We start from the raw sequence: 19256 nt of genomic DNA, 5'->3' as shown, positions 1-19256 counted from the left end.
CCGGCCATATCTCCTGCAGCGCAGGGCGGCTGGTGCTACCATCCCATACTGATGAGCTAATCCGTTTGGCGGATGGCCGTCGCGCTGTCCCGCACCATCCCCCACCGAGGAATACACATGACGACCCTGACCATCAATGGCAAGCAGCACGACCTTGCACTGCCTGAAGACACGCCCCTGCTGTGGGCCCTGCGCGACGAACTGGGCATGACCGGCACCAAATTCGGCTGCGGCATGGCCCTGTGCGGCGCCTGCACCGTGCACCTCGATGGCGAAGCCATCCGCTCCTGCGTAACGCCGGTCTCGGCCGCCGCCGGCAAGAAGATCACCACCATCGAAGCGGTGGGCGAAGACAAGGTTGGCTTTGCGCTGCAGCAAGCGTGGCAGGAACACGGCGTGCCACAATGCGGCTACTGTCAGGCCGGGCAAATCATGTCGGCCACGGCCCTGCTGCACAAGACGCCAAAACCGAACGACCAGCAGATCCGCGAAGCGATGAGCGGCAATATCTGCCGCTGCGGCACCTACACGCGCATCCATGCGGCCATCAAGCAGGCCTCGGCCAGCATCAACGCAAAAGGAGCGGCCAAATGAGCATCCATGACACTACCGCCGCACATTCGCCCGCGCGGCGCAACTGGCTCAAGGCCGCCGGCGCGCTGGCCGGTTTGACCCTGGTGGCCGGCCCTTCGGGCCTCGTGATGGCGGCCGACGCCGTCAAATACGGCGGCGACAGCATGGCTGGCGGCGTGGTCGACGACACCCTGGTCTTCCTGTCGATCAGCGCCGACGGCATCGTCACCATCGTGGCGCACCGCTCCGAAATGGGCCAGGGCATCCGCACCAGCCTGCCCATGGTGGCAGCCGACGAACTGGGCGCCGACTGGGCGCAGGTGCGCGTGCAGCAGGCGCCCGCCGATGAAGCGCGCTACGGCAGCCAGGATACGGACGGCTCGCGCAGCATGCGCCACTCGTTCCGCGCCATGCGCCACGTGGGCGCCACGGCGCGCCTGATGCTGGAAACGGCGGCCGCCGTGCGCTGGGACGTGCCCGTGACGGAAGTCAGAGCCGTCAACCACGCTGTTGTGCATGCGGCCAGCGGACGCTCGCTGTCGTTCGGCGCGCTGGCCGAGGAAGCGGCCAAATTGCCGGTGCCGCCGCGCGCGCGCATCAGCCTGAAAACGGCGGACGAGCTGCGCTACATCGGACAAACGAGCACGCGCGGCATCGACTTGCACGACATCATCACCGGCAATACCCACTTCGGCATCGACACGCGCCTCGATGGCATGACGTATGCCGTCATCGCCCGTCCGCCCGTCTTTGGCGGCAAGCTGAAAAGCGTGGACAAGACCGCGGCCCTGAAGGTGCCGGGCGTGCTGCGCATCGTCGAACTGGCGGGCAGCCCGCCGCCGGCCATGTTCAATCCGCTGGGCGGCGTGGCCGTCATCGCGACAAACACCTGGGCCGCCATCAAGGGCCGCGAAGCGCTGGTACTGGAATGGGACGACGGCCCGAACGGCGATTACGACTCGAAGGCATTCCGCAAGACGCTGGAAGCGGCCGTGCGCCAGCCCGCCAACCCGGCGCGCGACCAGGGCAAGACGGTGGCGACGCTGGCCGCCGCTCCCGCCGCGCGCAAGCTCAGTGCCGAATACTATCTGCCCCACCTAGCCCACGCCACCATGGAGCCGCCCGCCGCCACCGTACGCATCGCCAACGGCAAGGCCGAAGTGTGGGCCTGCGTACAGGCGCCGCAGGCGACGCGCAGCAACGTGGCCAAGGCCCTGGGCCTGACGTATGACGACGTGACCGTGCACGTGACCCTGCTCGGTGGCGGCTTCGGACGCAAATCGAAACCCGATTTCGCCGTCGAGGCGGCGCTACTGTCGAAAGCCATGGATGGCGCGTCCGTCAAGCTGACGTGGACGCGCGACGACGACCTGCAGCACGACTACCTGCACACGGTCTCCGTCGAACGGCTGGAAGCGTCGCTCGACGCGAAAGGCATGCCGACGGCCTGGCTGCACCGCACGGCCGCGCCCACCATCACCTCGACCTTTGCCGCCGGCGCGAACAAGCAGGCGCCGTTCGAGCTGGGCATGTCGGCCATCAACGTGCCGTTCGCCATCGCGAACATCCGCGTCGAGGTGCCCGAAGTGCCGGCCCACACGCGCATCGGCTGGTTCCGTTCCGTGTCGAACATCCCGCACGCGTTTGCCATCCAGTCGTTCACGGCCGAACTGGCCCATGCGGCAAAGAAAGACCACCGCGACTACCTGCTGGCGCTCTTGGGCCCCGCGCGCAAGATCAATCCGGCCGACCTGTCCGACGGCTGGAACTATGGCGAAGACCCGGCAAAGTATCCAGTCGATATCGGCCGCATGCGCCACGTGATCGAGCTGGCGACAGCCAAGGCGGGCTGGGGCCGCAAACTGCCCAAGGGACGGGGACTGGGCCTGGCCGTGTCCTACAGTTTCGTCACCTATGTGGCGGCCGTGATCGAGGTGGAAATCAATGCGGCCGGCGAAGTCATCGTGCCGAGGGTCGATATCGCCATGGATTGCGGACCGCAGATCAACCCGGACCGCGTGCGTTCGCAGATCGAGGGCGCCTGCATCATGGGCCTGTCGCTGGCCATGAGCGGCGAGATCAGTTTCAAGAATGGCCGGGTCGAGCAAAGCAATTTCCACGACTACGCCGTGCTGCGCGCCGCCGACGCGCCGCGCGTGATCCACACGCACCTGGTGCCGGGCACCCTGGACATGGAGCTGGGCGGCGTGGGCGAGCCGGCCACGCCACCCATCGCGCCCGCCCTGTGCAACGCCATCTTCGCCGCCACGGGCAAGCGCATCCGCGCCCTGCCCGTGGGCATGCAGCTGGCGAAGAAAGGCTAGGAGCGCCGCGCAACGAAGAACTGCAGCAGCAACGCCGCGGCTGCCACGGCTGCGGCGCCGGCCGCCAGCAGCCACATGGACCAGTCCAGCAGGAGCAGCAAGCCACCCATGGCGGCGCCGATGGCGCTGCCCAGGTACAGCGCCGATTCGTTGAGGGCGATGGCCAGGTTGCCGTCGCCCTGCCGCGCGCGCACGGCCAGCAACTGCTGGTTTTGCGGCACTTGCAAGGCCCAGCCAGCCGCGCCCCACAGCACGATCGGCGCCAGCATCAGCCAGGCCGACCAGCCGGCCGCCAGCGGCAGCGCGCACAAGGCCAGCGCCAGCAGCAGCAAGATGCAGCAGGTCAGTTTCGGCGCCGCCACCTTGTCCGCCCAAGGCCCGACCAGCACGCTGCCAGCGATTCCCCCCACGCCCCACGCCCACAGGAAAGGTGTGACGGACATCGCCGCGCCGTGCGCCGACCACGCCAGCAGCGGCGCGATAAACGTGTACATGCCCAGGCTGGCGATGGCCGCCAGCAGCGACACCAGCAAGATGGACAGCACCTGCCCATCGGCCAGCAAGGCCAGCTTGCGGCGCAGCGACGTGGCCGGCGCCGCCGGCAGCGCGGGCAGTTTCCACAGCAAGCCCGCCAGCGCCAGCCCACCCAGAAGAGTCACCAGCCACAGGGCCGCCGTCCAGCCCAGCTGCTGCGCCAGCAGCAAACTCAATGGCACACCCAGCACCGTGCCGCCCGCCATGCCGCCCATGATCACGCCGATGGCCTTGCCCCGCTGCTGCTGCGCCGACACGCCCGCCGCCGCCGCGATGCCCAGCGCCAGATACACGCCAGCACCGATGCCGGCGATGCCCCGCCACGCCAGCAGACTGCTGAAACCGGGCGCCAGCGCGCTGGCTGCATTCGCCAGCACGAACACGCCCAGGGCGAGCAAGAGGCCGGAGCGCTGCGCGCGCGCCGGCAGCAAGGCCACGGCAAGCGGCGAGCCGAGGCCATAGGCCAGGGTAAACGCCGTCACCAGTTGCGCGGCCATCGCCAGGGAGATGGAAAACGCGCCGGCGATCATCGGCATCAGGCCCGCCGTCACATACGACGCCATGCCCAGCGCGAACGCGCCAATGGCGATCAGGTAGACGGTGGCGGGAAGACCGGTACGGGAGGAAGAATAGTCAGACATGGGCCAGCTTTCAGAAAGAAAGCAGGCATTCTGGAATACAATATAAACAATTACAATTTAACTGTTTATGCTATTACTGATAGCAACAGACTCACCGGAAAGACAACACCATGCGCACTTTGGCCCGCACCCGCCACGAACTGGCCGCCTACCTGCAGGCGCGCCGCGCACGCCTGTCGCCCGAGGACGTGGGCTTGCCCGGCGGCGGGCGACGCAGGACGCCCGGCTTGCGCCGCGAAGAAGTGGCGGCGCTGGCTGGCGTGGGGCTGACCTGGTACACCTGGCTGGAGCAGGGGCGCGACATCGGCGTCTCGAGCGCCTTTCTCGACAAGCTGGCCGAAGTGCTGAAACTGGACGGGGGCGAACGCCGCCACCTGTTCCTGCTCGCACATGCGCGTCCGCCAGCCGAAGAAGGCAAGACGTTTTGCGTGGTGCCCCCGCCGGTGCGCCGGTTGATGCACGAGCTGGCGCATCCGGCGTATGTGCTCAATCTGCGCTGGGACGTGCTGGCTTTCAATGCGGGCGCGGACACCCTGTTTGGCTTCGGCGCGCATGTGCCATCGCGGCGCAATCTGCTGTGGCTCTTGTTTACCGACCCGCTGCTGCGATCACGCTTCACGGCCTGGGAAGAGCAGGCGCCGCTGATGCTGTCGAGCTTTCGCCGCGACTACGCGCGCGCCACGCAGGAAGCGGACATCCACGCGCTGGTGCAGGAACTGGAAAAAGTCTCGCCCGAATTCAAGCTGTGGTGGCGCCGCCACGACGTGCATGCGCCATGCGCCGGCGTGCGCCGCCTGAGCATCGACGGCGAGCAGGTCGCGTACGAGCACACCTCGCTGACCATCGATGCGGACCGCCATTTGCGGCTGGTCGTGTATGCGCGCCAGTTGGAATAGGAAATCTCCCCGCACAACGAAAAAACCGCTGGCCCTCTTGCGAGGAACCAGCGGCTTCGAAATGGTTGCGGGGACAGGATTTGAACCTGTGACCTTCGGGTTATGAGCCCGACGAGCTGCCAGACTGCTCCACCCCGCACTCGAATTATATACCAGATTGTTGCGCGGCGTAAAGGGCATGATTTGACAATTGCACGTGTGCCCCGTCTGCCGGATATTGTCGTTGGCCAGCAATGGAAAAAGCCGCTGATCTTTTGCAAGAATCAGCGGCTTTCCGGTATTGGTTGCGGGGACAGGATTTGAACCTGTGACCTTCGGGTTATGAGCCCGACGAGCTGCCAGACTGCTCCACCCCGCACAAGAATTATAAGGGCAAACGGGGGGCTTAGGCAATAGCTATCTCAATTTAGACTGCAATAGAACCATTTAATTATAAAAACCGGCCAATTGCCGGTCGGCATTGTGTCCGCCCCTCACGCCACGCCACGCGCAATCGGTGTACAGTAAGCGTTACACTAAGTAACCCCCAATAAATTATTGTGATTTCTGACTTCCATAACCGGCGCTCTGCAGCGTTGCCCGCTGCTAGCAGTGCTCGCACTGCGTCGCAGCGGGCGCCTTGCATAGCATCCGGTTCTGTTCGTCATAAATTCACAATAATTTCCTGAGGATTACTTAGACACCCATTTTCCGAAGCCTGCCCATGAAATTCTGCTCCGAATGCGCCCATCCTGTCAGCCTGTCCATTCCGGAAGGCGACAACCGTCCGCGCTATGTCTGCGCCAACTGCGACGCCATCCATTACCAGAACCCGAAAATGGTGGTCGGCTCCATCCCCGTGTGGGAAGAAGATGGCCAGTTGCAGGTCTTGCTGTGCAAGCGCGCCATCGAGCCGCGCCTCGGTTACTGGACCCTGCCGGCCGGTTTCATGGAAAACGATGAAACGACGTCGGACGCGGCCGAGCGCGAAACGGTGGAGGAAGCGGGCGCGAATATCGAACTGGGACCCCTGTTTTCGCTGCTCAACGTGCAGCGCGTGCACCAGGTGCACCTGTTCTACCTGGCGCGTTTGCGCGACCTCGATTTCGCGCCAGGCATCGAAAGCCTGGACGTGCAGCTGTTTACGGAAGCACAGATTCCCTGGGAGGACCTGGCCTTCCCCACCATCCGCGCCACCCTGGAACTGTTCTTTGCCGACCGCGTGAAAATCCGCGAAGGCGGCAGCTATGCTGTGCATACGGGCGACATCACGCGCCCGATGGCGCGCGCCGATGCCGAGTAAGTTCCATCCAACCGCCACCTCTCACGCCGCATGATTCCCTGGCTCGACACCCATACCCCGTTCCCCGACGTCTCGCGCGCCCTCACCGACGAGGCGCCCGGCCTGCTGGCGGCCGGCGCCGACCTGTCGCCCGCGCGCCTGCTCGACGCCTACCGGCGCGGCATCTTCCCCTGGTTTTCCGAAGGCCAGCCTATTTTGTGGTGGAGCACCGACCCGCGCATGGTGCTGATGACGGAGCATTTCAAAGTGTCCGACAGCCTGGCCAAGGCAATCCGCAAGGTCGAGCGCAGCGCCGCCACGGACGGGCGCTGGCAGCTGCGCTTCGACAGCGATTTCGACGCCGTCATGCGCGCCTGCGCGGCGCCGCGCAAGGATGGCCCGGGCACCTGGATTTCCGACGAAATCATCGCCGGCTACACGGGCTTGCACAAGCTGGGCTACGCGCACTCGTCGGAACTGTGGCTCGACGGGGAACTGGTCGGCGGCGCGTATGGCGTGTCGATCGGGCGCATGTTCTATGGCGAATCGATGTTCGCGCGCGTGACGGATGGCTCGAAGATCGCGCTGGCGCAGCTGGTGCGCTTTTTGAAGGCGCGCGGCGTGACCATGATTGACTGTCAGCAAGAAACAAGGCACCTGGCCTCGCTGGGCGCGGCGCCCATTTCGCGCGCGCGCTTCCTCGCCCATGTGAGGATCGCCATTGAAGCAGCGCAAATCACGGATTGGCAAGCTGCGCCACCGGCATAAAAAAGCTATGATATCTCTACGCAGACTTCCATTGCCGCGGACAGACCAGACAGGATCAGCATGACGCACCTGAACGAACTACCGTTTGCCACCCTGCAGTTCTACACGACGGCGCCCTACCCGTGCAGCTACCTGGACGACCGCCAGGCCCGCTCGCAGGTGGCCACGCCTTCGCACCTGATCAACAGCGACGTGTATTCGGAACTGGTGCGCAACGGCTTTCGCCGCAGCGGCATTTTTACCTACCGCCCGTATTGCGACGGCTGCCAGGCCTGCATTCCCGTGCGCGTCGTGACGGGCGAGTTCACCCCGAACCGCAACCAGCGCCGCGCCTGGAGCCGGCATGCCGACCTGCAGGCGGGCGTGGCCACCCTGTCCTTCCTCGACGAGCACTACGAACTGTACCTGCGCTACCAGAGCACGCGCCATGCGGGCGGCGGCATGGACCAGGACAGCCGCGACCAGTATGCGCAATTCCTGCTGCAAAGCCGGGTCAACACGCGCCTGGTGGAGTTCCGCGATGCCGAAGGCATCCTGCGCATGGTCAGCATCATCGACGTGCTGGCCGATGGCCTGTCGTCCGTCTACACATTTTTTGACCCCGACGTGCCGGGCGCCTCGTACGGCACGTACAACGTGCTGTGGCAAATCGCCCAGGCGCGCGAACTGGGCCTGCCCTACATCTACCTCGGTTACTGGATCGAGCAAAGCCCGAAGATGGCCTATAAAATCAACTTCAAGCCGCTGGAAGCACGCATCAAGGGGCAGTGGGTCGTGATGTAAAAAAAGGGGCTTGCGCCCCTTTTTCATTGCCTACTTGCTCTTGTCCGGAAACACCGGACGCTTGGGTCGCGCGGGCGGGTTCTTCGCCAGTTCGGCCTGGATCACCTCGATCGCCTTTTCCAGCTGCGGATCGCGGCCGGCGATGACGTCGGCCGGCGTTTGCTCGACTTCGATATCGGGCGGCACGCCTTCGTTTTCCACGCCCCAGCCGTTTTCGCGCGTCCAGAACGCCAGGTTGGGCGCCGTGATGAAGCCGCCATCCATCAGCACAGGGAAACCGAGGACGCCCACCAGGCCGCCCCACGTCGCCTTGCCGATCAGCGGGCCCATGTTATTTTTGCGGAACATCCACGGCAGCAGGTCGCCGCCCGAACCGGCCGTCTCGTCGATCAGCATGGCACGCGGGCCCTGGATCGACGCGGACGGCGTCTTCATGTCAGCGCCATAGCGCATGGTCCACCAGGCGATTTCCTTCTTCTGCAGGATCTCGATGTAGTAATCGGCCACGCTGCCGCCGCCATTGAAACGCTCGTCGACGATGATGGCCTGCTTGTCCGCCTGCGGGAAGAAATAGCGCTTGAAGTAGGTGTGGCCCAGGCCCGCCGTATTCGGCACGTACACGTACGCCACCTTGCCGCCGGTCGCCGCGTTGACCTTGCGCATATTGCCTTCGATCCAGTCGCGGTTGCGCAAGGCATCCTCGGTCGGGACGGGCACGACGGTGACCGTGCGCGCGCCCTTGCCGTCGGCCGAGGGACCGACTGTCAGGTCGATGGCCTTACCTGCCGTGTTTTCAAAGGCGCTGTACAAGTTGGTGGGTGGCGCCACCGGGCGGCTGTCGACGGCCAGCAGGTATTCGCCCGCCTTGACGTTCAAGCCCGGCTCCGTCAGCGGCGCGCGCAGGGCGGGATTCCAGTTCAAGCCGCCATACACCTTCTTGAAGCGATAATGACCGTCGCTCACGTCATAGTCGGCGCCCAAGAGTCCACCCGGCACTTTCTTCGCCTCGATAAAATCGTCGCCGCCGCCGCCGCGATGGTGGCCCACGGCCAGTTCGCTGCACATCCACTGGATCAGGCGATTCAGGTCCGCGCGGCTCGACAGCTCGGGCAGGAACACGGCGTACTTGTCGCGCATGGCCTTCCAGTCCACGCCATGCATGCCCGGATCATAGAAGTAATCGCGGTTGATGCGCCACACCTCGTTGAAAATCTGCGTCCACTCGGCGCGCGGATCGGCTTTTACTTCAATGGCGTCGACCTTGATCTTGCCTTCGCCCGGCGCCAGCAGCTTGCCCGTGGCTGAACCCATGGCCCAATTGTCCTTCTGGCGGTACAGCAGCTTCTTTCCATCGGCCGACACTTCGAAGTCGTCCGCTTCGGCCACCACGGTTTCAGCCTTGCGCTCCTTCAGATCGAAGCGCTGCACGGCTTTCTTGCCATCGCTTTCGCGCAGCAAAAATATCTGCCCCGCAGCGCCAGCAGTCAGATTGGAGAACTGCGCGGCCGGCAGCGGCAGGTCGACGATGCGCGTGGCGATGCCATCGAAATCGATGTGGATCGGCGCCACGGGCGCCACGACCACGTTCGGGTCGTCGCGGCCCGTCTTCGGATCGATCTTCGCTTCGCTCTTCGGCTCCGCCTCCGCCTTCGCCGTGTCCTTCTTGCTCTCCGCGCTGGCGGCCTTTTCCTCGTCGCTTTCCTTGATCAGCGGCGATGGGAGGTCGCGCCGCAGCACGGCCATCCACACGGTGCGCGTCACCAGGTTGTCCTCATTCTGCTGCGAGAACCAGTTGTTGCTGGGGCCAGCATTCGTCGAAGCGAAGAAGTACAGGTATTTGCCGCTCTTGTCGAACACGGGCTGGGCCACGTCGGACAGACCATCGGTCACCGGCATCGACTTGTTCTGCTCGACGGAATAGATATACGCGCTGCGCGTGTAGGTGGGCGAATTGAGCGTGTAGGCCAGCCAGCGCGAATCGGGCGCCCACGAGGCGCGCATGCTCTTGTCGACGCCATACATCGGCTCCGTGGCTATTCTTTGCACCTTGCCCGTGCCGACGTCGATCACGTACATGCTCCAGCCATTGTCGGCAAACGCGATCTTCCTGCTGTCGGGCGACCAGACGGCGTTGTCATAGAAGCCGCTGCCATTCAGCTTGAACTTTTTCACGGCACCCTTGCCATCCTGCGCCCGCACATGCAGTTCATATTCTCCCGACTCGTCCGAGAAATACGCGACCGAGCGGCCATCGGGCGACCAGATGGGCGTGCGCTCGTGGGCGCCGGCCGTCTGCGTCAGGTTGCGCACGTCGCCCTTGTCGGCGGGGATGGTGACGATCTCGCCCCGGTACTCGAAGGCGATGCGCGCGCCCGAGGGCGAAATCGAGGCGTCGCGGATGTATTTCGCGTTCTTGACCCAGCGGGGCCGCGTTTGCCCCAGGTCGCTGGCCACGCCGATGGCCAGCTTGTGCGCCTGGCCGCTGGCGATGTCGAACGCGTGCAGGTAGCCCGCCTGCTCGTAGACGATGGTGCCGTTCGCGGCCGACGCGTTCAACACGGGGAAATCCGCATGCCGCGTCAGCTGGCGCACGGCTTTCGTCTTCACGTCATACGCAAACAGGTTGAATTCGCCATTGCGGTCGGAGCGGAAGTAGACGGTGTCGCCCAGCCACATGGGATCGACGTCGTTCGAGCGCGTCGTCGGCTGGGGGATTTTTTCGATCGACTTGTCGCTGGACGAAAACAGCCACAGCCAGGAATTGGTGCCGCCACGGTAGCGCTTCCACTGCTTGAAGGCAGGCGCCAGCGGGTTGTACGCAATGCGCTTGCCATCGGGCGAATACGTGGCGCGCGAGGCGTTCGGGATTTCCAACTGCGTTTCCACGCCGCCCGCCACCGGCACCGTAAACAGCTTCTGGAAGCGGTTGTTGAAAGCGGCACGCGGTGAGGTGAACATCACGGCCTGGCCATCGGGCGTGAACGATTGCGCCAGATCAACACCTGGGTGGAACGTCAGGCGACGCGGCACGCCGCCGGCGGCCGCGATCACATACACGTCGACATTGCCGTCGATGTTGGCGCTATACGCGATCTGGCTGCCGTCGGGCGAGAACACCGGGTTGGACTTGTCGCCCAGGTCGGACGTCAGGCGCCGCGCGCCGCCGCCATCGAGGTTGGACAGCCACAAATCGCCCGCATAGATGAAGGCGATGTGGCGGCTGGAGACGGCCGGTCCGCTCAGCATGCGGGTATCTTGCGTATTCGGCAGTGCCAGGGCCGGGTGGCTCAGCAACAGTGCGCTGGCGGCCGCGATGGCGGTCAGGATGCGTGTCTTTTTCAATCGATGTCTCGCTTATAAGGTAAAGAGAACAGAGAAGAAACAGGAAAGGCCAAGGCCCGATGCTGATTATCAAGGGATTAATATTGCACTAGACCAACAAGAACTATACACCCGGCAGCCGCGTGGAACACGGTAAAATACGGCACTTATTTCGCGCGCCGCCAGCCCTTCCCGGCGCCACGCACACCTACTCAAAGCGCCCCATGTCTGAAAAATTCCTGTACTCCCTCGCCCGCCCGCTGCTGTTTTCGATGGATGCCGAAGCGGCCCACCATCTCACCCTGCCCGCCCTGAAACGCGCCAGCGCGCTGGGCCTGACGAAGCTGGCCGGCAAACCGGCTCTTGATACGCGCACGGTGATGGGCATCACCTTCCCGAACCCGGTCGGTCTGGCCGCGGGCCTGGACAAGGATGGCGCCTACATCGACGCGCTGGCCGACCTGGGCTTTGGTTCCATCGAAGTGGGTACCGTCACGCCGCGCGCGCAGGCGGGCAATCCGAAACCGCGCATGTTCCGCCTGCCGCAAGCGCAGGGCATCATCAACCGCATGGGTTTCAATAATGGCGGCGTCGACGCCTTTGTCGCCAACGTGCAGGCATCGAAGTTTTACCAGAACCGCGCCGGCGTGCTGGGCCTGAACATCGGCAAGAACGCCGATACGCCCATCGAACGGGCGGCCGACGACTACCTGCTGTGCCTGGAGAAAGTCTACCCCTACGCCAGCTATGTGACGGTGAACATCTCGTCGCCGAACACCAAGAATCTGCGCCAGCTGCAGGGCGCGTCGGAACTCGACGCCCTGCTGTCGCAGCTCAAGGAAGCCCAGGCACGCCTGGCCGACAAGCACAAACGCTACGTGCCGCTGGCCCTGAAAATCGCGCCGGACATGGATGGCGAACAGGTGAAAAGCATCGCCGAGTCGCTCACGCGTCACAAGATTGACGGCGTCATCGCCACCAACACGACGCTGTCGCGCAGCGCCGTGGAAGGCATGCCGCACGGCGCGGAAGCGGGCGGCCTGTCGGGCGCGCCCGTGTTCGAACTGTCGAACAATGTCATCCGTCTGCTGAAGGCGGAACTGGGCGACACACTGCCCATCATCGGCGTGGGCGGCATCATGCAGGGCAGCGATGCCGTGGCCAAGTTCGAGGCGGGCGCGCAGCTGGTGCAGTTGTACAGCGGCCTGATTTACACCGGTCCCGCGCTGATCAAGGATTGCGCGCGCGCGCTGCGCGGCAAACAGGCCAAATGATCAACAAGATCAAACTGGGTTCCAGCAATCTGGAAGTGAGCCGGATCTGCCTGGGCACGATGACCTTCGGCGAACAGAATAGCGAAGCCGAAGCGCACAGCCAGCTCGATTACGCGCTGGAGCGGGGCATCAACTTCATCGACACGGCCGAGATGTATCCGGTGATGGCCAGCGCGCAGACTCAGGGCAGCACGGAGCGCTACATCGGCAGCTGGCTCAGGAAAAGTGGCAAGCGTAGCCAGATCGTGCTGGCCAGCAAGGTGGCGGGGCCGAATTCGCGCATGCACTGGATACGCAAGGGCAAGACGGACCACGACGCGGCCAACATCCGCGCTGCCATCGAAGACAGTTTGCGCCGGCTGCAGACGGAGCACATTGACCTGTATCAATTGCACTGGCCCAGCCGCAACCTGCCCATCTTCGGCGCCAGCGTGTACAACCCGCGCAAGGAGCACGCCTCGGTCGCCATCGAAGACACCTTGGCCGTGCTGGGCAAGCTGGTCGACGAAGGCAAGATCGGCCACATCGGCGTATCGAACGAATCGTCGTGGGGCGTGTGCGAATACATCAAGCAGGCGCAGCTGAAAGGCTTGCCGCGCATCGTATCCATCCAGAACCTGTACAACCTGACGGCGCGCCATTTCGAGACGAGCCTGCTCGACGAAACCTGCCACCGGGAAAATGTGGGCTTGCTCGCCTACAGCCCGCTGGCGTTCGGCCAGCTGACGGCGAAGTACCTCGACGATCCGCAGGCCAAGGGCCGCCTGACTCGCTTCCCGGCCGGCTGGAGTCCCCGCTACGTGCGCCCCGCTACCATAGAGGCAGCCAGCCAGTATGCGGCGCTGGCCCGCGCGCACGGCTTGACGCCGGCGCAACTGGCGCTGGCCTGGTGCTACTCGCGCTGGTTCGTGGCCTCGACCATCATCGGCGCCACCAGCGTGGCGCAGCTGCAGCAAAATATCGACGCGCATCAAGTCACGCTGTCGCCGGAACTGGTGGCGGCCGTCGACGCCATCCACGCCAGCGCGCCCAATCCGGGACAGTAAACGCCCTCCGTCTGGCGGTGCATGTCGCCGCCAGACTCCCCACTCTCATCCAGATAGTCGTATTTATGCAACAGCTGGCAATTTACTGCTGTGCAGCATTGCGGCCTTGCCATGCCCGGTCGTATGCTGGAAACGAGGCCATATGCGCTACCCGCGCCATTCGGACGCGTATCAGACATTTATTGCATATCGATAGACAGAACGATTCGTAAGCATGCCACAGGCCCACTGTTACTCTGATGTCATCACCGGACCGCCCTGGTTCGCGCATTCACTAACCGAAGAGATATTGTCGATGAGTTCAAGCACCGCCCGCTCCCAGATTCCCGCCCTGCCCGTGAAAACCGTTATTGCAGCCAGCCTGATCGCCTGCTTCAGCCTGCCCATGCAGGCGCAAGCGCAGCAAGAGCTGCCGGCCGAAGGCGAATTGCAATCGGTGGTGGTCACCGGCACCTTCGCCAAGAACCGCCGCACCATCGATTCCGAATCGCCGATCGACATCCTCACCTCGCGCGACCTGCAAAGCACGGGTTCGGGCGAACTGGCCACCGTGCTGGCGCGTCTGCTGCCATCGCTGAACTTTGCCCGCGCCACGGGTGCTGACGCCAGCGACGCCGTGCGTCCGGCCCAACTGCGCGGCCTGTCGCCCGACCAGACGCTGGTACTGGTAAACGGCAAGCGCCGCTACACCTCGGCCGTCGTCAACGTCAACGGTTCCCTGGGCCGCGGCTCAGCGCCCGTCGACCTGAACGCCATCCCGCTGGCCGCCATCGACCACGTGGAAGTGCTGCGCGATGGCGCGGCGGCCCAGTACGGCTCCGACGCGATTGCCGGCGTGATCAACATCATCCTGAAAAAAGGCGCGGCCGGCGGCGACATCGAAGTGGGCTATGGCCAGACGCAGGAACGCGACGGCAAGCAAAAATCCATCAAGGGTTCGGCCGGCTTCGCCCTGGGCGACGACGGTTGGGTACGCGTCTCGGCGGAAGTTGCGGAACGCGACCCGACCAACCGCGCCGGCGCCGACTTCCGCAATCCACTGGAGCCGCGCTACGGCAAGGTCAACCAGCGCTACGGCGATCCGGAAAGCAAGCCGGCAACGATTTTCATCAACAGCGAATACCGCATCAACGACAATATCGACTGGTATGCCTTCGGTAACTACGGCAAGCGCGACACGTCGGCCGCCGCCACCTGGCGCACGGCGCTGATCCAGGATTCCGTCACCAAGGCGTACTCGCAACGCACGCCGATCTTCCCGGAAGGCTTCTTGCCGCTGCAAAACAGCACCCTGACGGACCAATCCATCGTGACCGGCCTGCGCGGCGAAGCGGCCGGCTGGCGCTGGGATGCCAGCATCAATTACGGCAGCAACAAGTTCGAACTGGACCTGGACAACACGGTCAACCAGTCGCTGGGCGCAAACAGCCCCACGCATTTCTATGCCGGCTCGCTGAAAAACGAACAGACCGTATTCAACCTGGATGCGGCGCGCGAATTCCCCGTCTCATACTTTACGGGTCCGCTGACGGTAGCCGTCGGCGCCGAAGCGCGCCACGAGAAGTACAGCATCGGCGCCGGCGACGCAGCGTCGTACACGGGCGGCGGCTCGCAAGGCTTTGCCGGCTTCCGCCCAGTCAACGCGGGCAGCCATTCGCGCCACAACGAGTCGATCTATGTGAACCTGGAAGCGGAAGCGACGAAGAAACTGTCGGGCGGTGTGGCCCTGCGCCATGAGCGCTACAGCGATTTCGGCAGCACCACCTCGGCCAAGGGCTCGGCCCGCTACTCCTTCACGGACGCGCTGTCCCTGCGCGGCACCGTGTCGAGCGGCTTCCGCGCGCCATCGCTGGCGCAGCAGTACTACACCATCACCACCACCAACTTCCAGGTCATCAATGGCAACAATACGGCCATCGAGACGGGCACCTTCGCCGTGAATACGCCGCAGGCGCGCGCCCTGGGCGCACAGGATCTGAAACCGGAAAAAGCCCGCAACTACAGCCTGGGCTTGCAGTTCCAGCCAAACCGCAACTTCACCACGACGGTAGACGCCTACCGCATCGACATCGACAACCGCATCCTGTTCTCGGCCAACCTGGCGCTGAACGACAAGCTCAAGGCCCAGCTGGCGACGCAAGGCTCGAGCGTGGGCGCGGCGCGCTACTTCACCAACGCCGTCGATACGCGCACGGAAGGCGTGGACATCGTCAGCACCTACCGCATCGACCTGCAGGACAAGGACCGCCTCGATCTCACCGTGGCGTACAACCATAACAAGAGCACGGTACAGAAAATCGCCGACAATCCAGCCATCCTGACGGCCAACAATCTGAAACTGATCGACCGCCAGAGCATCGACCGCATTACGGTGGCCTCGCCGAAGGACAAGTTCAGCCTGGCCGCCGACTATGGCTTCGGCATCTGGAATGCGCACGGCGTCGTGACGCGTTACGGCAGCTTCACCGTGCCGCAGAACGATGTCAAGCTGGACCAGACGTATGACCCGCAATGGGTGCTGGACGTCTCCGGTTCCGTGAAACTGGGCAAGAACTGGCGCCTGGTGGCCGGCATCGACAACGTCACCAACCGCTACCCGGCGCAAGTGACGAGCGCTGGCAACCTGAACGTCAACGGCACCCAGCCCTACAGCATCTTCGCGCCGAACGGCTTCAACGGACGCTACTACTACGCCAAGGCTGGCTATAGCTGGTAAGCGCAACGGCAGCACATGAAAAGGGAGGCCTCGCGCCTCCCTTTCTTATTTGCCGCTCATCATTGATCAAGGATGGCGCGCGGCGTGCTTTCAAGCCTGCAATCGGCTACCATGGGTTTTACTCTTCTTGATGACGGATAACCATGCCCAGCTGGCACCTGGCCGACGCTGCCGAACTGGCGGCGCGCCACCCTTACACCTTTTATAAATCGCCACCCGAGGCCATCGCCCAGGTGCGCCCCGGCGACGTGGTCAAGCTGATCTTCGCCTTCCACAGCGACGATCCGCAGGCACCGGGCGCCGAGCGCATGTGGGTGCTGGTGGATACGGTCGAACCGCATGGCCACTTCACCGGCAAGCTCGACAACATGCCCGGCTACATCGCCGATTTGCAGGCCAAGGCCCCCATCGCCTTCGAGGCCCGCCACATCATCAATACCCAGCACGACGATGACGATAACCTCGTCAACCGCTACGCGGGCCTGTGCTTCGTCACAAAACGCGTGCTGGAAGACGGCGCGCCCGTCGGTTATCTGTATCGCGAGGAGCCGGACAACGGCGACGACAGCGGCTGGCGCTTCACGGCCAACGACGAGAGCGATGACTACATCAACGACAGCGCCAACGTGGCCCTCGTCTCGCTGGGCGCCGTGCTCAGCGTGGACGATCGTTTTATTGCGCTGCTGGACGCTCCGGCCGGGTCAGCCTATGCCTTCGACCATAACACGCAACAATTCGTGGCGGTTGAGGAATGACAAGCGATGAACTGAAAGATTTTTGTGCGTCGCAGCCCGGCGCGCAAGCCGTGCTGTACGGTGCGCCGTCGAACATCCTCGTGTATGCAGTGGCGGGGAAAAAATTTGCCTATTTCAAGACCAGCGCACCGGAACAGTGGCGCTTCAGCCTGCGGGTCAGCGCCGAGCGCTTTATCGAATTGACGGACATGCCGGGCGTGAAACCGGCCCGCTACATGGGCCGCTTTCACTGGGTGACGATCGTTGACGTGGCGCGCTTCCCGGCCGATTACCTGGCGGAACTGGTACAGGACAGCCACGCGCGCGCCGTGGCCAGCCTGACGCGCGCGCAAAAGGCAGCCATCGCCTAGAGCGCTTCCTCTCCCGCCATGGCGCGGTCGATGTCTTCGCGCGTCAGGTCAGGCGCCAGCTGCAGGATGAACTCGTAGGCATAGGCACGCAGGTAGGCACCGCGACGCACGGCCAGGCGCGTCGTGTTGGTGGCGAACAGGTGCGACGCTTCCACGGCCCGCAGGCCCTTGTCGCGGCCATGGTCGAAGGCCATCGAAGCAACAATACCCACGCCCAGGCCCAGCGCCACGTATTGCTTGATGACGTCGGAATCCATGGCCGTGAGGATGATGTCGGTCGCCACGCCCGCCTTGGCGAACGCGTCGTCGATATGGCCGCGCCCCGTGAAACCCTTGTCGTAGGTAATCAGCGGATATTTCGCCAGGTCTTCCAGGCGGATGGGCGAGTGTTCGAGCAGCGGATGGCCGTCCGGCACGACGATCAAATGGCTCCAGCGGTAGCACGGGAACGACACGAGGTCGGGGAACTGGCTCAAGCCTTCCGTGGCGATGCCGATGTCGGTCTTGCCGGACAGCACCCATTCCGCGATGTGCTCGGGTGCGCTTTGTTGTAGCGCAATACGCACGTTGGGGTAAGCGGCGCGGAAACTTTGCACCACTTTCGGCAGCGCATAGCGCGCCTGCGTGTGCGTGGCCGCCACGGACAAGGTTCCGCTGGTCTGGCCGCTGTATTCGAGGCTGGCCTGCTGCAGGTTTTCCGCCTCGATCAGCAGGCGGTCGACGATCTTCAAAATGCCCTTGCCCGGCTCCGTCAAGCCCGTCAAACGCTTGCCGTTGCGCTCGAAAATCACCACGCCCAGCTCGTCCTCGAGTTCGCGGATTTGCCGGCTCACGCCCGGCTGCGACGTGAACAGGGCGTTGGCCACTTCCGTCAGGTTATAGCCGCGGCGGGCCGCTTCGCGGATCGATCGCAGTTGTTGAAAATTCATGGTGTTCCAGCCTCTTAGGTTCTTGTAGGTTCAACGAACACGTGTAACCGTTTCGGGCGAACAACTAACGTCTCGCCCTCCTTCAGCTGCAGATGGGTAAAACGCTCATTCGACATCACCGCTTCGATCAGCTCGCTGTTATCGACGCGCTGCAAGTCCAGCTGGGCCAGCGGACCGATCGCATGCGCGCGGCTCAGTTTCACGACGATGCCTTCCGCACCCTGCGTGTAGCGGTCGATTTCCAGGTCATGCGGACGCACGTAGGCCGTGCCCTTGCTGTCGCTCACGCCTGCGTAATCGGGCACTTCGAAGCTGGCGTCGCCCGTCGCCATCACGCCGTCATGCACGCGGCCGTGGAACAGGTTGACGTTGCCCAGGAAGCCATACACGAAGGGCGAAGCCGGATGGTTGTAGACTTGCTCTGGGGAACCGAGTTGCTCGACGGTACCCTTGTTCATCAGCACGACCTGGTCCGCCACTTCCAGCGCTTCTTCCTGGTCATGCGTGACGAAAATACTGGTGACGTGCAAGTCGTCATGCAGACGGCGCAGCCAGCGGCGCAATTCCTTGCGCACCTTGGCATCCAAAGCGCCGAACGGCTCGTCAAGCAGCAGCACGCGCGGTTCGACAGCCAGCGCGCGGGCCAGGGCGATACGCTGGCGTTGCCCGCCCGACAGTTGCGGCGGATAGCGGTCGGCCAGCCAGTCCAGCTGCACCAGTTCCAGCAAATCTTTCACCTTGCGGCGGATCTGGTCTTCCGATGGGCGCTCGCTGCGCGACTTCACGCGTAAACCAAAGGCCACGTTTTCAAACACGGTCATGTGCTTGAACAGGGCGTAATGCTGGAACACGAAACCGACTTGCCGTTCGCGCACGTGGCGGTTCGACGCGTCTTCCGCATCGAGCAGCACCTGGCCGCTGTCAGGATGTTCCAGGCCGGCGATGATGCGCAGCAAGGTGGTCTTGCCGCAACCGGACGGGCCCAGCAGGGCCGTCAATTCACCGGCGGGAAAGTCCAGCGAGATATTGTCGAGGGCGACGAAATCACCGAAACGTTTATTGATGTTTTTAACTGCGATGGTCAT

General features: G+C 63.8%; 15 protein-coding genes and 2 tRNA genes. 11 read left to right on the top strand and 6 right to left on the bottom strand.

Features of this window, described 5'->3' with window-relative positions:
* The first annotated feature begins 117 nt into the window (after positions 1-117).
* Entirely contained in the window at positions 118-594 is a 477-nt protein-coding gene (locus tag SJI03_RS04305) for a (2Fe-2S)-binding protein (protein WP_099377994.1), read from the top strand.
* Entirely contained in the window at positions 591-2897 is a 2307-nt protein-coding gene (locus tag SJI03_RS04300; protein WP_322426358.1) for a xanthine dehydrogenase family protein molybdopterin-binding subunit, read from the top strand. Before SJI03_RS04305 ends, SJI03_RS04300 begins: the two co-directional genes overlap by 4 nt.
* Here SJI03_RS04300 and SJI03_RS04295 read toward each other — a convergent pair.
* The gene (locus tag SJI03_RS04295) at positions 2894-4072 is read right to left on the bottom strand and encodes an MFS transporter (RefSeq protein ID WP_322426357.1); all 1179 of its coding nucleotides are present in this window, start codon (positions 4070-4072) and stop codon (positions 2894-2896) included. The genes SJI03_RS04300 and SJI03_RS04295 overlap by 4 nt on opposite strands.
* Before the next feature lie 110 nt (positions 4073-4182).
* Between SJI03_RS04295 and SJI03_RS04290 the strand changes: the two genes are divergently transcribed.
* Entirely contained in the window at positions 4183-4968 is a 786-nt protein-coding gene (locus tag SJI03_RS04290; RefSeq protein ID WP_322426356.1) for a helix-turn-helix transcriptional regulator, read from the top strand.
* Positions 4969-5030: 62 nt separating this feature from the next.
* Here the strand turns inward: SJI03_RS04290 and SJI03_RS04285 are convergent.
* Positions 5031-5107 (bottom strand) — tRNA-Met (locus tag SJI03_RS04285).
* Between the two features lie 142 nt (positions 5108-5249).
* A tRNA-Met gene (locus tag SJI03_RS04280) sits at positions 5250-5326 on the bottom strand.
* Between the two features lie 345 nt (positions 5327-5671).
* Between SJI03_RS04280 and SJI03_RS04275 the strand changes: the two genes are divergently transcribed.
* From SJI03_RS04275 to SJI03_RS04265, 3 genes are read left to right on the top strand one after another with little or no spacing between them, the layout of a single operon-like run.
* On the top strand, positions 5672-6250 hold the full coding sequence (locus tag SJI03_RS04275; RefSeq protein ID WP_322426355.1) for an NUDIX hydrolase: 579 nt from the start codon (positions 5672-5674) through the stop codon (positions 6248-6250).
* 30 nt (positions 6251-6280) lie between these two features.
* Positions 6281-6997, top strand: a complete 717-nt coding sequence (gene aat, locus SJI03_RS04270) for a leucyl/phenylalanyl-tRNA--protein transferase (RefSeq protein ID WP_322426354.1) — start codon at positions 6281-6283, stop codon at positions 6995-6997.
* A 60-nt stretch (positions 6998-7057) separates the two neighbouring features.
* Complete coding sequence (locus SJI03_RS04265; RefSeq protein ID WP_099378000.1) at positions 7058-7780, top strand: arginyltransferase; 723 nt, start codon at positions 7058-7060, stop codon at positions 7778-7780.
* A gap of 30 nt (positions 7781-7810) precedes the next feature.
* Here the strand turns inward: SJI03_RS04265 and SJI03_RS04260 are convergent, their stop codons facing one another.
* Positions 7811-11122 carry a S41 family peptidase gene (locus SJI03_RS04260; RefSeq protein ID WP_322426353.1) on the bottom strand — a complete coding sequence of 1104 codons (3312 nt, stop codon included), beginning with the start codon at positions 11120-11122 and terminating at the stop codon, positions 7811-7813.
* Between the two features lie 203 nt (positions 11123-11325).
* Here SJI03_RS04260 and SJI03_RS04255 point away from each other — a divergent pair, with 203 nt between their 5' ends.
* The 5 genes from SJI03_RS04255 to SJI03_RS04235 all read left to right on the top strand — a co-directional run bounded on the left by SJI03_RS04255 (position 11326) and on the right by SJI03_RS04235 (position 17242).
* Positions 11326-12375, top strand: coding sequence for a quinone-dependent dihydroorotate dehydrogenase (locus tag SJI03_RS04255; RefSeq protein WP_322426352.1), 1050 nt, complete (start codon positions 11326-11328; stop codon positions 12373-12375).
* A complete protein-coding gene (locus SJI03_RS04250) occupies positions 12375-13421 on the top strand; it encodes an aldo/keto reductase (protein WP_322426436.1) in 1047 nt (348 codons plus the stop codon). Before SJI03_RS04255 ends, SJI03_RS04250 begins: the two co-directional genes overlap by 1 nt.
* Before the next feature lie 295 nt (positions 13422-13716).
* Positions 13717-16137, top strand: coding sequence for a TonB-dependent receptor (locus SJI03_RS04245; protein WP_322426351.1), 2421 nt, complete (start codon positions 13717-13719; stop codon positions 16135-16137).
* 143 nt (positions 16138-16280) lie between these two features.
* Positions 16281-16892: a DUF2185 domain-containing protein gene (locus SJI03_RS04240; protein ID WP_322426350.1), complete on the top strand. Its 612-nt coding sequence runs from the start codon at positions 16281-16283 to the stop codon at positions 16890-16892.
* The gene (locus tag SJI03_RS04235; protein WP_322426349.1) at positions 16889-17242 is read left to right on the top strand and encodes an MmcQ/YjbR family DNA-binding protein; all 354 of its coding nucleotides are present in this window, start codon (positions 16889-16891) and stop codon (positions 17240-17242) included. Before SJI03_RS04240 ends, SJI03_RS04235 begins: the two co-directional genes overlap by 4 nt.
* On the opposite strand, the gene SJI03_RS04230 is transcribed toward SJI03_RS04235, so the two are convergent.
* Positions 17239-18171, bottom strand: a complete 933-nt coding sequence (locus tag SJI03_RS04230) for a CysB family HTH-type transcriptional regulator (RefSeq protein ID WP_322426348.1) — start codon at positions 18169-18171, stop codon at positions 17239-17241. The genes SJI03_RS04235 and SJI03_RS04230 overlap by 4 nt on opposite strands.
* 14 nt (positions 18172-18185) lie before the next feature.
* Positions 18186-19256, bottom strand: coding sequence for a sulfate/molybdate ABC transporter ATP-binding protein (locus SJI03_RS04225; RefSeq protein ID WP_035821525.1), 1071 nt, complete (start codon positions 19254-19256; stop codon positions 18186-18188).

This window comes from Janthinobacterium sp. GMG1, assembly GCF_034427795.1.
Lineage (GTDB): Bacteria > Pseudomonadota > Gammaproteobacteria > Burkholderiales > Burkholderiaceae_D > Janthinobacterium.
The sequence above is the reverse complement of the archived record's forward strand: the minus strand, read 5'-3'. Positions and strand labels throughout refer to the sequence as shown.